Raw genomic sequence first — 14,317 nt, 5'->3', positions numbered from 1 at the left:
GCGCCGACTGCGTCGAGGAGCCCGGTCGGCTGGTCTTCTCCGGCAACTGCGTGCTGCGGGTCGCCGACCCGGGTGGGCTGCGCACCCTGGTGTTGCGCAGCGCGGCGCGGTTCACGGTCGTCGCCCCGGCGCCCGGCGACGCCGACCTCACCATCCGCGACGAGGTGGAGCCGGCGGCGGACGGCACCGGCGCGGTGGCGAAGATCGCCGTCGACCAGGCCACCGAGGTGGGCCTGGTCTGCCCCGGCCTGGGCGGTTGCACGGTCGTCGTGGCCACGTCCTGACCCGACCTGGACTGAGAGGAAGGTGCCGCCGTGGGTGACCTGCGCAAGCCGTTCCTGCTGATGGCGATGCTCGCCATCGTCCTGGCGATCGGGGTGGAGCTCGGTGCCGGGCTGCTGCTCGGCGGGGCCGACGCCGGTGCGGCCCTCGCGGACAGCGCCGGCGCGCTGGACGTGGAGATCGACGACGTGTCGGGAGTCAGCGAGCCGTCCGGCCGGGGCACCGGCTACCTCGCGTTGATCGACGCGGTGGCGGTCTGGAGCACCGGGCTGTTCTGCCTGGGCCTGTTGCTGCCCGAACGGGTCCAGGGTCGGGTGCAGGGCGTCGCCAGCCTGATCTTCTCGATCATCCTGATCATCGTCGGGCTGATCGCCCTGGTCGTCGCGTTCGTGGAGCTGTCCATCATGGTGTCGCTCTTCCTGGCCGTCCCCTTCGGCACCCTGGCGTACCTGGCGCTGTGGGGGTTCTTCCCGGTCGGCGAGGCGGCGGTGCTGCTCGGGCTGGTGCTGCTGCTCAAGCTGGTGTGGGCCGGGATGCTGGTGCTGGCCCAGCCGCGCTTCCTGCAGAACAAGGGCCTGGTCCTGCTGATCCTCACCACCCTGCTGTGCACTGTCGTGCTGGAGTTCCTGCACAACCTGGTGCCGGTGATCCTGGTCAGCATCGTCGACGACGTGGCGGCGCTGGTCTTCGCGATCATCGCGATCATCTGGGGGTTGGTGCTGTTGATCGGCTCCATCCCGGCGATCGTCAAGGCCATCCGGGTCACCGCCGCCCTGCCAACCCGCACCACCACCCCCGCCTCACCCCGTTGATCATGAAGTTGTTGCCCCGCACATCGGCGTGTCACGGCTACAACTTCATGATCGACCGGGGGGTTTCGGGACCAGTGCGGCGACACCCTCGCGGTCGAGGGTCCCGTCGGTAACCCACACCCGGTAACGGCCGTGCCGGCTGCCACCGGCCGGCACCACCGCCGGCCGGTCGAACGCGAACGCCACACCGACCCCGGGATACATCCCGGTCCGCACGAACCACCGGTCGCCCCGCCCGAGACCCGCGAAGACCAGGGTGTACGCCCCGCCGCCCGGCCCGGCCCCGGTCAGCGCGAGCCACGGCGCCGCACTGCCGTTGACCGTCTCCTCCCCGGCCGCGTCGGCGGTGAACACCGCCGGCTCGCCGTCGGCGGCGGCCCGCCAGAAGAACCCGCCGTAGCCAGCCCCGCCCGGGCGGCCGTTGGTGGCCGGGCTGCCCAGGCGCACCTCCCGGCCGTCCGGGGCGGTGAGGGTGGAGTCCACGTCGAGCCGCCAGGTGTCCGGCGCGACCGCCGACACGGCGAGCCCTCGTCGTTCGGTCAGCAGCACACCGCCGGCCCGGTCGCGCCACTGGAGGTCGTGCGCGTACCGGCCCGGGGACCGCTCGATCTCGCCGGTGTGCGCGATGACACCGTGGTCGTCGCGCCACGTGTAGCCGACGTCGCGGACGTAGGTGCGCCCACCCCAGAGGTTGTTGCCGTTGACGTCCTGCACCGCGAGGGACGCGCCGAGGTGCCACACGTGATCGGCGGGGAGCACGTCGGTGACCACCGTTCCGCCGAGTGTGCGCACCGGGTGCAGGTACGGCCGGGGCCCGTGCCGCGCGTCCAACGCCGGGTCGAGCACGTACCCGGCCACCTCCGTGGCCCCGACCGTCAGCCGTACCGGCTCCACCGCCCCGGTCACGGCAGCTCCCGGCGGCCGACGACGACGTCCGGGACCGGGGGGCGGGCGGTGCGGTCGGCCAGGACCGGCCGGCGGACGGTGACGGCGTGCAGCGCGGCCACCGTGTAGCCGGCGAGGATCGGCACCGCGACCGGGGTGACCAGGACGGCGAGCAGCCCGGCCAGCGTGACGACCCCGGTGAGCGCGGCCCAGCGGGTGGGCACGTCGAGGCAGGCGCGGGCGGCACACCGGGCCGAGGTCCGCCACCGCCCGCCCCCGTTGCTGCCCACCTCGACAACGACCAGCCCGGCGTACCCGGCCAGGCCGGCCGCGATCAGCGCGGTCACCAGCAGCGCCACCGGGCCGCCCGGCACCCGGCCGGTGGCCAGTGCTGCCAGGTCGGCGGTGAGCAACACGGCGCCGCCGAGCCCGAGCAGGCTGACCGGAACACCGGCCGGCACCGCGCGGCCGAAGCGGCGCAGGGTCGTGCGCGCCGACGGCCAGCTGCCGGTACGCGTCCAGTCGTGCACCGCCGCGCTGGCCGTGCCCGCCGCGGCGGCGACGGTGAGCACTGGTGCCGCCGCGAGGGTCAGCAGGATGCCCAGCAGCGCGAGGTCGGCGGCGTCGCGGGCGACGTCGCGCCAGTCCCGCCGGCCGCCGGTGTCGTCGGGTCCAGCCCATGCTGCCGGCTCAGCCCTTAATGCCACTGGTGTTGATCCCCTCGACGAGCATCCGCTGGAACGCGACGAAGAACAGGAAGACCGGCAGCAGCGACAGCACCGACATGGCGAACATCGGGCCGACCGCGCTCTGGCTGGTCGAGTCGATGAACAGGGTCAACGCGACCGGGACGGTGTAGTCCTCCAGTTGGGACAGGAAGACCAGTTGGCGGAAGAAGTCGTTCCAGGTCCAGATGAACGAGAAGATCGCCGTGGTGACCAGCGCCGGGCGGCTCAGCGGCAGGATGATGTGCCGGAAGATGCCGAACGGGCCGGCACCGTCGATGCGGGCCGCCTCGTCCAGTTCCCGGGGGACGCCGCGCATGAACTGCACCATGAGGAAGACGAAGAACGCCTCGGTGGCCAGGAACTGCGGGACGAGCAGCGGCAGGTACGGCCAGTCGCCGCCGACCAGCCCGAGCGTGCGGAACAGGATGTACTGCGGCACGATCAGCACGTGCTGGGGCAGCAGCAGCGTGCCGATCATGACGGCGAACCACATGCCGCGCAGCCGGAACCGCAGCCGGGCGAAGGCGTACGCGGCCAGCAGGCAGGAGAGCCCGTTGCCGACCACGGTGAGCAGGCTGACCATGGTGCTGTTGACGAAGAACCGGCCGAAGCTGACGTCGAAGTTGGACCACCCGGTGGTGTAGTTGCCCGGGCTGAACCGCTCGGGCAGCAACCCGACGTTGTTGACGATCTCCTCCTGGGACTTCAGCGAGGTGCCCACCATCCAGATCAGCGGGTAGAGCACCACGGCGACGATCGCCACCAGGATCAGCAGGCGCAGCACGGGTCGTCCGCCGGGCCGGCGGCGCGCGTTCGGCGGCGCTGTGGTCGGCGGTGCTGTCGTCGGGGTCACCGTCACCATCACCGGTCCTCCCCGTCGGAGTAGTGCACCCAGAACCGTCCGGTGCTGAAGAAGATCGCGGTGATGACCGCGATGGCGAGCAGGAAGACCCAGGCCATCGCCGAGGCGTAGCCCATGTTGAGTTCGGTGAAGCCGGTGATGTAGAGGTTCAGCGTGTACATCAGGGTGGAGTCGACCGGGCCGCCGGTGCCGTTGCTGAGCACGAACGCGGCGGTGAAGCCCTGGAAGCCGTTGATGGTCTCCAGCACCAGGTTGAAGAAGATGACCGGGGAGAGCATCGGCAGGGTGACGTTGCGGAACTGACGGAACCGGCCGGCCCCGTCGACCGAGGCGGCCTCGTACAGCTCGGTGGGCACCTGTTTGAGCCCGGCCAGGAAGATCACCATCGGCGCGCCGAACTGCCAGATGGCCAGCACCATCAGCGTTTCGAGGGCCCAGTCGGGGTCGTTGACCCACGGTTTGCCGGTGATGCCGAAGAGGCTCAGCAGCGAGTTGAACGCGCCGTCGCGGTTGAACATGTTGACCCAGACGATGGCCAGCGCGACGCTGCCGCCGAGCAGGGACGGCAGGTAGAACAACCCACGGAACAGCCCGACGCCGCGCCAGGCGCGGTTGAGCAGCAGCGCCACGCCGAGCGCCGCGGCCAGCTTCAGCGGTACGGCGATCAGCGCGAAGGTCACTGTCACCCGCACCGCGTGCCAGTACGACGGGTCGGCGGTGAACATCCGCTCGTAGTTGGCCAACCCCACCCACCGCACCTCGGAGAAGGGGGTGAGGACGTCGTAGTTGGTGAAGCTCAGGTAGAGCGACAGCAGCATCGGGATTGCCGTGACACCCATCAGACCGATGAGCCACGGCGACAGGAAGACGTACCCGGCCAGACCTTCGCTGTGCCGGATCCGCCCGGGCCCACGTCGATCACTGTGGGCCCGGGCGGATCCGGGGCCGCGTCGGGTCGGTTCGGGCGCCGTGGTCAAGGCCACGAACAGCTCCTCTCCTCGCCTCGGAGGCGGTCAGGCGATGGCGGACTTGCACGCCTCGAGGAACTGGGCGGCGGCCTCGGCGGGGGTGGCGCGGCCGTACTGCGCATTCTCGGCGGCCTTGATCAGCTCGGCCTTCACCTTGCTGTGCCCCTTGATCGGCACCTGCGGCGACTCGCCGAACGTCTGGGTCAGCTCCGCCTCGACGGCGATGGACTGCTTCATGGCCGGGTCGGTGGTGTCGTCGCTGACCACCCGGCGCAGGTCCAGGTTGGACGGCAGGCCGCGGTCGGTGCCGAGCAGCTTGACCGCCTCCACGTCGTTGTTCAGGAAGTTGATCACGTCGACCGCGACGTCCCTGTTCTTGCTGCCCTTGAAGACCGACCAGTACATCGAGGCCCGGGCCCACTGCGCGCTCGGGTCACCGGGATAGGCGATCACGCCCAGCTCGTCCTTGGTGTTCTTCTTCAGGTCCGGCATCTGGTTGGCCCAGACCCAGGAGGTCGCCGACTTGCCGGTGACCACCAGCTGCTTGGTGACGTCGCTGGAGTTGCCCTCGTGGATGACGTCGGCGGTCGGGGTGGCCTTGCGGTCCCGGGCGCCCTTCCACAGGTCGAACCACGTGGTCACGTCCTCGGCGGTGAAGCCCAACTCCTTACCCTTGTAGAGGTCCTTGCCCTGCTGGCGCAGCCACACCCAGAGCGCCTTGTAGTCGGCGCTCGGGTCCTGGGTGCCCGGCACCTTGGTCTTGGCGGTGACCTGCTCGGCCCAGGCGATGTGCTCCTCCCAGCTCATCCCGGTGGTCGGCTCGGGCAGGTTGTGCTTGGTCAGCAGCGTCTTGTTGTAGACCAGACCCTGGGTGTTCTCCCCGGCGGCCAGGCCGGCGAGCTTGCCGTCGACGACGCCGTACTGCCAGAGGCTCTTGGGGAACTTGGAGGTGTCCAGCTTTCCGGACTCCTGGTACGAGGTCAGGTCCAGCGTGGTGTTGCGGGCCGCGTACTCGGCGAGGTAGTTGTCGTCGATCTGGAACAGGTCCGGCGGGTTGCCGCCGGCGGTGAGCGTGGCCAACTTGTCAAAGTAGCCCTGGTTGGCCTGCCAGGTCTTCTCGAAGGTCACGTTCGGGTGCTTCTTGGTGTAGAGGGCCAGCGCGTCCTCGGTCAGCTTGGCCCGGGCGTCGCCGCCCCACCAGAAGATGGAGAGCTTGACCGGCGCGTTCGGGTCGGCGGCTCCGCCGTCGTCGCCGCAGGCGGCGGCACCGAACATCAGCGGTGCGGCGACCGTCACGGCGAGCAGGCCACGCAGCAGGCGCCGCCGAGGCGGCGCGGTACGGTGAGCGCGCCCGGCGGGCGCGTCAGTGGTGGGGGGCGTTGCGGGGTGCATGTGCGCTCACTCCTTGGCATTAGGAGGCGACGGCGTCACCGGTGGCCGCAGTCGGGATGCCCGGGCCCGCAGGGCAATGCGGGTCCGGGCCACGCGGTGCGGCCAGGGGACGTGCCGGCCGGGCGTACGGGCCCGGGCCGGTCGAGTCGCGGATGACCAGGTCGGTCTGGAGCATTACCTGTGCGGTGGTGCGACGGACGCCGAGCGCCGTGCCGGCACCGGACCCCCGCGCACCGCGCGGTGATTCGATGTCCTGTTGCAGCAGCATGTCGACGGCCGTCCGGCCGGCGGCCCCGGTGGGTGTGGCCACCGTCGTCAGTTTGGGGCGGGTGAGCCGGCTCAGGGTGATGTCGTCGACGCCGACGACGCTCACCTCCTGCGGCACCCGGACCCCGAGCGCGTCCAGCCCTTCGATCAGGCCGATCGCCATCAGGTCGTTGTAGGCGAGCACCGCCGACACGCCGCTGCGTCGCACCTGCTCGGCGACGGCGGAGCCGCCGACCTCGGTGGGCGCGTTGGGGCCGAGCACGGTCAGCTCGGCGCCACCGGCTCGGGCGGCCGCGCTGGCGGCGCGGCGCATCTCCCGGTTGGTCCACGAGCTGCGCGGGCCACCGAGCAGCGCGATGCCGCGGTGCCCCAGGCCGATCAGGTGCTCGATCGCCGAGCGGGCACCCTGCCCGACGTCCATCAGCACGCAGGGCAGGCCGGTCACCTGGCGGTTCACCACGACCAGTGGCACCTCGCGGCTGAGCTGCTCGATCAGGCTGTTGCTCATCCGAGGGCTGCACAGCAGCACCCCGTCCACCTGTTTGGCCAGCGCGTGGACCAGCTCTTCCTCGGCGGTCGGGTCCTCGTTGGTGTCGGCCACGAAGACGTGGTAGTCGCGGTGCCGGGCCTGCCCCTCCGCCGCCTTTATCAGCGGTGGGAAGAACGGGTTCGCGATGTCCGCGATGATCAGCCCGATGTTGTGCGTCCGCCCGGTGATCAGGGCCCGGGCGGCGCGGTTCGGTCGATAGCCCAGGTCCTCCGCGCAGGCCAGCACCCGGACGCGGGTCTCCGGGTTGACCAGGTGTGGAGCGGAGAAGGTGCGGGACACGGTGGAGATGTGCACACCCGACGCCCGGGCGACGTCCCGGATGGTGACTGGCACGGCGACCCCTTCGTCCGATGTGGTGGCGGTCACGTGGGTGTGGCCAATTAATGCAAACGGTTGCGCCAGTGTCAACGGTCAATGGTTACGGCTTTGTGGCACGCACGCTTCCCTTGGTGATCTACCGCCGCACAAAAACTGACATATGACGCCGATCCCATTGCCGTCGTTGACGTGATCGCATCGATCGTGATTACTTCATTGCAAACCTTTGCAGGATCGTGGGAGGTGACCGCATGGCACCTGGAGCCACCGGACGGGTCCGCTACGCCGTGGTGGGGGCCGGCGCGCGGGCGGAGATGTTCGTGCGGGCGCTGGTGCTCGATTACGCCGACACCACCGAACTGGTCGCCTTCGCCGACATCAACCAGGCCCGGATGGACGCGCACAACCGCTGGCTGGTCGAGCTGGGTCACCGGGCGGTGCCCACGTACCCGGCCGCTGACTTCACGACCATGCTGGACGCCGAGCGCGTCGACGTCGTCCTGGTCACCAGCGTGGACGTCACCCACGACGAGTACGTGGTGGCCGCGCTGCGCGCCGGCCGGGACGTCGTCACCGAGAAGCCGATGACCGTGGACGCGGCCCGCTGCCGGCGGATCCTGGACACGGTGACCGAGACCGGAGGCCGGGTGACCGTCGCCTTCAACTACCGCTACAACCCGCTGCACGAACAGGTTCGACGGCTGCTCGCCGAGGGCGCGGTCGGCGAGATCGGCTCGGTGCACTTCGAGTGGCTGCTCGACGTCCGCCACGGCGCCGACTACTTCCGCCGCTGGCACCGCGACAAGGCCACCTCCGGAGGGCTGATGGTGCACAAGGCCAGCCACCACTTCGACCTGGTCAACTGGTGGCTGGCCGCCACCCCCGTCGAGGTGTACGCGGCCGGCCGGCTCTTCTTCTACGGCGAGGACGGTCGCCGGCACGGCTACGCGCGCGACTACGACCGGGCGCACGGCTCCCCCGCCGCCGTCGACGACCCGTTCGCGCTGCGGCTGGACGCACACCCCCGGCTGCGCGAGCTGTACCTCGACGCCGAGGCCGAGGACGGCTACCAACGCGACCGCAACGTCTTCGCGCCCGGGGTGAGCATCGAGGACGACATGGCGGTGCTGGCCCGTTACTCCACCGGCGCCACCATGACCTACCACCTCACCGCGTATGCGCCCTGGGAGGGTTACCGGGTGATGGTCAACGGCAGCCGGGGCCGGCTGGAGCTGGACGTGGCCGAGAACGACTTCGTCGACCGGGACACCGCCGGCGCGGTCAAGGGCGCGGCCCTGCACGGCACCGACGCGCCGGCCGAGGGCGGAGGTGCGACGCTGACAGTGCGCCCGTTCTGGGCCCCGCCCCGGCAGATCCCGGTGGAGGGTCGCAGTCGGCACGGGCACGGCGGCGCGGACGCCCGGATGACCGGGGTGCTCCTCGGCGGTCAACCCGACCCGTTGGGCCGCGCCGCGACCGCCGACGATGGCGCGTTGGCGCTGCTCACCGGGTTGGCCGCCAATCGATCCTTCGAGACCGGTCAACCCGTGCGCGTCGCCGACCTGCTCACCCCCCGCTGACACAGGAGACGAGGAGCCCCACCCCGTGCCCACGTTCGACCACACCGACCTGCTCCTGCCGCCCGAACCGGGCCAACGCGCGCTGGCCCGGGAGCTGTACGCCCTGGCGGCGGAACAACCCATCATCTCGCCGCACGGGCACGTCGACCCGGCCCTGCTCGCCGAGGACCGCCCCTTCCCGGACCCGGCGCGGCTGCTCATCGTGCCCGATCACTACCTGACCCGGATGCTGCTCAGTCAGGGCGTAGCGCCTGCGGATCTGGGGGTGCCCACCCGTGACGGCAGCCCGGTGGAGACCGACGGCCGGGTGATCTGGCGGCGCTTCGCCGCGCACTGGCACCTGTTCCGGGGCACCCCGTCGCGGCTCTGGCTGGAGCAGACCTTCCGCACCGTTTTCGGGGTGCACACCCCGTTCGGCCCGGCCACCGCCGACGCCGTCTACGACGAGATCGCGGCCCGGCTCGCCGAGCCGGACTTCCGGCCCCGGGCGCTGTTCGAGCGGTTCGGCATCGAGGTCCTGGCGACCACCGAGTCGCCGCTGGACGACCTCGCCCAGCACGCCAAACTCGCCGCCGACGGGTGGGGTGGTCCGGGTGGCCGGGTGGTCACCACGTTCCGCCCGGACGACGTGGTGGACATGGAGTTCGAGGGCTGGTCGACGAACGTGGACCGGCTCGCCGACCGGGCCGGTGAGGACACCGGCACGTACGCCGGCTACCTGGCCGCGCTGCGAGCCCGGCGCGCCGCGTTCATCGCCGCCGGCGCGACCTCCTCCGACCACGGCCACCCCACCGCGCGCACCCTGGACCTGACCCCCGCCGAGGCCGAGCGGCTCTACGACCGGGGTCGGCGCGGCGAGGCCGACGCCGCCGACGCGGAGGCGTTCCGGGCGCACATGCTCGTGGAGTTCGCCCGGATGTCGCTCGACGACGGCCTGGTCATGCAACTGCACCCCGGCGCGGTACGCAACCACAACCGGTGGCTGCACGCCCGGCACGGCCGCGACGTCGGCGGCGACATCCCGCAGGCCACCGAGTACGTGCACGCGCTCGCCCCGCTGCTTCAGCGCTACGGCAACGACCCCCGGCTGCGGTTGGTCCTCTACACCCTCGACGAGGACACCTTCACCCGCGAACTGGCGCCCCTCGCCGGCGGGTACGCCGCGCTGCTGCTCGGCGCGCCCTGGTGGTTCCTGGACTCCCCCGAGGTCCTGCGCCGGTTCCGGGAGACGGTCACCGAGAGCGCCGGCTTCTACAACACCGCCGGGTTCGTCGACGACACCCGGGCGTTCTGCTCCATTCCGGTCCGCCACGACGTGGCCCGCCGGGTGGACGCCGGTTTCCTGGCCCGCCTCGTCGCCGAGCACCGGCTGCCGATGGACGAGGCCGCCGAGACCATCGTCGACCTGGCGTACCGGCTACCCAAGCGGGTCTTCAACTTTGGAGGCAGCGACCAGTGAGCATCACCATCACCTCCGTCGACGTGCACGACGTGCGGTTCCCGACCGCCGCCCGGGGCGACGGCTCCGACGCGATCAACCGCGGCGACTACTCGGCGACGTACGTGGAGTTGGGCACCGACACCGGCCCGACCGGCGCCGGGTTCACCTTCACCAACGGCCGGGGCAACGAGATCACCTGCGCGGCGGTGCGGGCGTTGGCCCACCACGTGCGGGGGCGCACCATCGAGGAGATCACGGCCGAACCGGTGGCGTTCTGGCGCTCGCTCAGCGCCGACGTGCAGCTGCGCTGGCTGGGCCCGGAGAAGGGCGTCATCCACATGGCGACCGGCGCGCTGGTCAACGCGGTGTGGGACCTGCGGGCCACAGTGGCCGGCAAGCCGATGTGGCGTTTCCTCGCCGAACTGCCCACCGACGACCTGGTGGCCAGCGTCGACTTCAAGCACATCACCGACGCGCTCACCCCGGACGACGCGGCGGCCATCCTCGACAAGGGCCGTGACGGGCTGGCCGACCGACTGAGCACGCTCGATCGTGACGGTTTTCCTTCGTACACCACCTCGGTCGGGTGGCTCGGCTACCCCGACGAGAAGGTGCGGGCGCTGACCCGGCAGGCGTACGCCGACGGTTGGCGGGCGATGAAGATGAAGGTCGGCGGCCCGCTCGCCGACGATCTGCGCCGGGCCCGGATCATCCGGGAGGAGATCGGGCCGGACGCGCTGTTGATGATGGACGCCAACCAGGTCTGGGACGTCGACGAGGCGATCACCGCGATGGCGGCGCTGGCCGAGGTCGACCCGTACTGGATCGAGGAGCCCACCCACGCCGACGACATCCTCGGGCACGCCCGGATCGCCCGCGCGGTGGCCGAGTTGACCGGTGGGCGGTGCCGGGTGGCCACCGGTGAGGTGGCCGCCAACCGGGTGGTCTTCAAGCAGTTGCTCCAGGCCGAGGCGATCGGGGTGATGCAGGTCGACGCCTGCCGGGTCGGTGGTGTCAACGAGGTCCTGGCCGAGTTGCTGCTGGCGGCGAAGTTCGGTGTGCCGGTCTGCCCGCACGCCGGTGGTGTGGGCCTCTGCGAGTACGTCCAGCACCTGGCGATCTTCGACTACCTGCGGGTGGGCACCGGCCTCGACGGTCGGATGATCGAGTACGTCGACCACCTGCACGAACACTTCGTCGATCCGGTACGGACCCGCGGTGGCCGCTACCTGCTGCCCGAGCGACCCGGTTACAGCGCCACCATGAAACCGGCGTCGATCGCCGAGTTCCGCTTCCCGGACGGTCCGGCATGGCGGTGACCCTCGGGGCCTCCCGGCTCGGCCTGGGTGTGCTGCGCCGACTGCCCGCCGAGGCCCGCCCGCTGGTCCGGCCGGGCACCGTGCCGACCGGCGTCGTGCACCTGGGGTTGGGCGCGTTCCACCGCGCCCACCAGGCCGTCTTCACCGAGGCTGCGGTCGGCGCGGCCGGCGGTGACTGGGGCATCGTGGCCGTCGCTCCTCGCAGCACCGCCATGGTCGAGGCGCTCGCCGCGCAGGACAACCTGTTCAGCGTCAGCGCCCTCTCGGCCGCCGGCAGCGCCACCCGGGTGGTGGGCGCCCTGAGCGGCGTACGCCACGCGCCCAGTGACCCGGACGCCGTGGTGGCGTTGCTCGCCGACCCGGCGGTCCGCGTGGTGACCCTGACCGTCACCGAGAAGGCGTACCAACTCGACCCGGTGACCGGCCAACTGTCCCCGGACGCGGCGCTCGCCGCGGACCTGGCCGGTGGCGGCCCTCCCCGCACGGTGCCGGGGCTGCTGCTGCGTGGGCTGGCGGCCCGGGCCGCCGCGGACGCCGGGCCGGTGGCGCTGGTGAGCTGCGACAACCTGCCGGCCAACGGTCGACGACTGCGCGGCATGCTCGACCAGGCGGTCGGCCGGGCCGGCGGCGTCCCGGCCGGGTTGGTCGACTGGGTGGCCGGCAACGTCACCTGCCCGGGCACCATGGTGGACCGGATCGTGCCGGCCAGCACCCCGGAGACGATCGAGGCGGCCCGCCGGGCGCTCGGCGTGACGGACCTGGCCGCGGTGGCCGCCGAGCCGTACGCGCAGTGGGTGATCGAGGACGACTTCCCGGGCGGCCGGCCCGGTTGGGAGCACGCCGGGGCGGTGCTCACCGACGACGCCGGCCCGTGGGAGCGGTTGAAGTTGCGCGCCCTCAACGGCGTGCACTCGACCATCGCGTACCTGGGGGCGTTGGCCGGTCGGGAGACGATCGCCGACGCGCTGGAGATCCCGCACCTGCGCGACGTGCTGCGCCGGCTCATCGCCGAGGACGTGGCGGCCAGCTTCACCCCACCGGACGGGGTCCGGGTGGTCGACTACGGCGAGCAGGCCCTGGCCCGCTTCGGTAACCCGGCGATCCACCACCGCACCCTGCAGGTGGCGACCGACGGCTCGCAGAAACTGCCGCAGCGCGTCCTGCACACCATCGCCGACCTGCGCGCGACCGGGCGGTCCGCGCGCTGGGGCGCGCTGGTCGTGGCGTCCTGGTTGCGCTTCGCGCTGGGGTACGCCGACGACGGCCGACCGTTGCCGTTGCAGGACCCACTGGCCGGGCTGATCCGGGCCGCGCTGGACGACGGGGCACAGAGCCCGACGGGTGCCGTCGACGCGGTCTTCGCGCTGCGCGAGGTCATCCCGGCGGAGGTGGCCGAGGACGACGAGGTCCGCGCCGACGTGATCGCCTGGCTGACCGCGTTGGAACGGCACGGCGTCGAGACCACCCTGGCCGGTGCCCGGTGACCGGGTCGACCCGGGTCGGTCGGCGGTGAGCGGGCCCACGCCGCCGCCCCGGGTGGCGGTGATCGGGGCGAACGGGCACGGTCGCTGGCACCGGCGGGTGATCGCGCCCCTGCACGCGGCCGGTCGGCTGCGGTTGGTCGCCCTGGTCGACGTCCGGCCGGTGGAGGACGACCCGGCCGCCCCGGTGCCGCCCGGGGTCGCGGTGTTCACCGACCACCGGGCGATGCTCGCCGCCACCCGGCCGGAGGTGGTGGTGATCTGCACGCCACCGCACACCCACCTGACGATCGCCCGCGATGCCCTGGCCACCGGCGCGGACCTGCTGCTGGAGAAGCCCCCGGTGCTGTCGCTGGCCGAGCACGAGGAACTGACCTGGGCGCTCACCGCCGCCGGGCGGGTGGCTCAGGTCGGCTTCCAGGCGCTCGGCTCGGCGGCCCTCACCGCGTTGACCGACGCGCTGGCCGCCGGCCGGCTGGGCACGGTCACCGGCATCTCCACCATTGCCGCCTGGCAACGGCCGGACGCCTACTACGCCCGCACCCCCTGGGCCGGTCGACGGAGTCTGGACGGCCGGCCGGTGCTGGACGGCGCGCTCGCCAACCCGCTCGCGCACGCGGTGATGCAGTGCCTGGCGATCGCCGAGGCGCTCGCCGGGGCGACGCCCTGGCCGGTCGCGATCGAGGTGGAGCGCTACCGGGTCCGGCCGATCGAGGTGGAGGACACCGCCGTGCTGCGGGTCCGGTTCCGCGCCGGGCCGCCGGTGCTGGTGGCGGGGACGCTGGCCGCGGCGGAGTTCGTGGCGGGTGAGGTGGTGGTGACCGGGACGACCGGGCAGGCGGTGCTGGAGTACCCGACCGACCGGTTGCGCCTGCCCGGGGATGTGGTGACCCGCCGGGTGCCGGGGCGGCTGGGACTTCTGGAGAACCTGCTCGCCCACCGGGCCGACCCGGTGGGCGTACCGCTGATCGCGCCGCTGGCCCGCACCGCGCCGTTCACCGCGCTGCTGGACGCGTTGCGGCCCGCGCCGGAGCCCCGGCTGCTCGGCGGCGATCTCGTGACCACCCTCGGCGAGGGCGGAGAGCGGGTCCGCCACCTGCGCGGTGTCGTCGACGTGTTGCGTCAGGCGACTGAGCGGGGGGCGCTGCCGAGCGAGTTGGCGGTGCCGTGGGCGTCCGCCGCGTACCGCGCCGAACTGGCGGGCTAGCCCCAACGCCGTTCAGTTAGGGCTGGGCGGTGGGTGTCAAGGGTCGGTGGTGATGATGTCGATGCTGGTGGTGGCTTTGTAGGTCTGTCGGTTGATGTTGGGGCCGCGGGCTTGGTATTTGCTGTTGGAGCGTTTGATCATGCGGGACTTGACGCGGATGCGGCGGTCGGGCAGTAGGTGGTTCAGGACGTGGGTGCCGATGACGCCGACGAGGTCGATGACGGT

General features: G+C 71.9%; 12 protein-coding genes and 2 pseudogenes. 7 read left to right on the top strand and 7 right to left on the bottom strand.

Annotated elements, in window-relative coordinates:
• Both DLJ59_RS23295 and DLJ59_RS23290 read left to right on the top strand, forming a co-directional pair.
• Nucleotides 1–284, top strand: a pseudogene (locus tag DLJ59_RS23295) (hypothetical protein); the annotation flags it as partial.
• A 30-nt stretch (nucleotides 285–314) separates the two neighbouring features.
• Nucleotides 315–1,094, top strand: coding sequence for a hypothetical protein (locus DLJ59_RS23290; protein WP_124774732.1), 780 nt, complete (start codon nucleotides 315–317; stop codon nucleotides 1,092–1,094).
• Between the two features lie 45 nt (nucleotides 1,095–1,139).
• On the opposite strand, the gene DLJ59_RS23285 is transcribed toward DLJ59_RS23290, so the two are convergent.
• The 6 genes from DLJ59_RS23285 to DLJ59_RS23260 are packed head-to-tail and all read right to left on the bottom strand — an operon-like array spanning nucleotide 1,140 to nucleotide 7,079.
• Nucleotides 1,140–2,000 (bottom strand): DUF6807 domain-containing protein, encoded by an 861-nt coding sequence (locus DLJ59_RS23285; RefSeq protein ID WP_244236180.1) that lies wholly within the window; start codon nucleotides 1,998–2,000, stop codon nucleotides 1,140–1,142.
• On the bottom strand, nucleotides 1,997–2,686 hold the full coding sequence (locus DLJ59_RS23280) for a hypothetical protein (RefSeq protein WP_208648804.1): 690 nt from the start codon (nucleotides 2,684–2,686) through the stop codon (nucleotides 1,997–1,999). The genes DLJ59_RS23285 and DLJ59_RS23280 overlap by 4 nt, the downstream gene beginning before the upstream one ends.
• Nucleotides 2,670–3,569 carry a carbohydrate ABC transporter permease gene (locus DLJ59_RS23275; protein WP_124774734.1) on the bottom strand — a complete coding sequence of 300 codons (900 nt, stop codon included), beginning with the start codon at nucleotides 3,567–3,569 and terminating at the stop codon, nucleotides 2,670–2,672. Before DLJ59_RS23275 ends, DLJ59_RS23280 begins: the two co-directional genes overlap by 17 nt.
• Nucleotides 3,569–4,552: a carbohydrate ABC transporter permease gene (locus DLJ59_RS23270; RefSeq protein WP_124774731.1), complete on the bottom strand. Its 984-nt coding sequence runs from the start codon at nucleotides 4,550–4,552 to the stop codon at nucleotides 3,569–3,571. The genes DLJ59_RS23275 and DLJ59_RS23270 overlap by 1 nt, the downstream gene beginning before the upstream one ends.
• Before the next feature lie 30 nt (nucleotides 4,553–4,582).
• Nucleotides 4,583–5,929, bottom strand: coding sequence for an ABC transporter substrate-binding protein (locus DLJ59_RS23265; RefSeq protein WP_124774730.1), 1,347 nt, complete (start codon nucleotides 5,927–5,929; stop codon nucleotides 4,583–4,585).
• 19 nt (nucleotides 5,930–5,948) lie between these two features.
• Entirely contained in the window at nucleotides 5,949–7,079 is a 1,131-nt protein-coding gene (locus DLJ59_RS23260) for a LacI family DNA-binding transcriptional regulator (protein ID WP_124774729.1), read from the bottom strand.
• 236 nt (nucleotides 7,080–7,315) lie between these two features.
• Here DLJ59_RS23260 and DLJ59_RS23255 point away from each other — a divergent pair, with 236 nt between their 5' ends.
• From DLJ59_RS23255 to DLJ59_RS23235, 5 genes are read left to right on the top strand one after another with little or no spacing between them, the layout of a single operon-like run.
• Nucleotides 7,316–8,644, top strand: a complete 1,329-nt coding sequence (locus tag DLJ59_RS23255; protein ID WP_124774728.1) for a Gfo/Idh/MocA family protein — start codon at nucleotides 7,316–7,318, stop codon at nucleotides 8,642–8,644.
• Nucleotides 8,645–8,669: 25 nt separating this feature from the next.
• The gene (uxaC, locus tag DLJ59_RS23250; protein ID WP_124774727.1) at nucleotides 8,670–10,103 is read left to right on the top strand and encodes a glucuronate isomerase; all 1,434 of its coding nucleotides are present in this window, start codon (nucleotides 8,670–8,672) and stop codon (nucleotides 10,101–10,103) included.
• Entirely contained in the window at nucleotides 10,100–11,404 is a 1,305-nt protein-coding gene (locus DLJ59_RS23245) for an enolase C-terminal domain-like protein (RefSeq protein ID WP_208648803.1), read from the top strand. Before uxaC ends, DLJ59_RS23245 begins: the two co-directional genes overlap by 4 nt.
• Nucleotides 11,395–12,888: a mannitol dehydrogenase family protein gene (locus tag DLJ59_RS23240; RefSeq protein ID WP_124774726.1), complete on the top strand. Its 1,494-nt coding sequence runs from the start codon at nucleotides 11,395–11,397 to the stop codon at nucleotides 12,886–12,888. The genes DLJ59_RS23245 and DLJ59_RS23240 overlap by 10 nt, the downstream gene beginning before the upstream one ends.
• 25 nt (nucleotides 12,889–12,913) lie before the next feature.
• Nucleotides 12,914–14,092, top strand: a complete 1,179-nt coding sequence (locus DLJ59_RS23235; protein ID WP_124774725.1) for a Gfo/Idh/MocA family protein — start codon at nucleotides 12,914–12,916, stop codon at nucleotides 14,090–14,092.
• Nucleotides 14,093–14,128: 36 nt separating this feature from the next.
• Here DLJ59_RS23235 and DLJ59_RS23230 read toward each other — a convergent pair.
• Nucleotides 14,129–14,317 (bottom strand): annotated as a pseudogene (locus tag DLJ59_RS23230) (IS4 family transposase); the annotation flags it as partial.

Origin of the sequence: Micromonospora inaquosa (genome assembly GCF_003857055.1) — a bacterium.
Classification (GTDB): domain Bacteria; phylum Actinomycetota; class Actinomycetes; order Mycobacteriales; family Micromonosporaceae; genus Micromonospora; species Micromonospora inaquosa.
The sequence above is the reverse complement of the archived record's forward strand: the minus strand, read 5'-3'. Positions and strand labels throughout refer to the sequence as shown.

Coding starts and splice junctions, on each gene's coding strand:
- DLJ59_RS23240 (WP_124774726.1), top strand. CDS start 11,395: ATGGCGGTGACCCTCGGGGCCTCCCGGCTCGGCCTGGGTGTGCTGCGC.
- DLJ59_RS23275 (WP_124774734.1), bottom strand. CDS start 3,569: ATGGTGACGGTGACCCCGACGACAGCACCGCCGACCACAGCGCCGCCG.
- DLJ59_RS23265 (WP_124774730.1), bottom strand. CDS start 5,929: ATGCACCCCGCAACGCCCCCCACCACTGACGCGCCCGCCGGGCGCGCT.
- DLJ59_RS23255 (WP_124774728.1), top strand. CDS start 7,316: ATGGCACCTGGAGCCACCGGACGGGTCCGCTACGCCGTGGTGGGGGCC.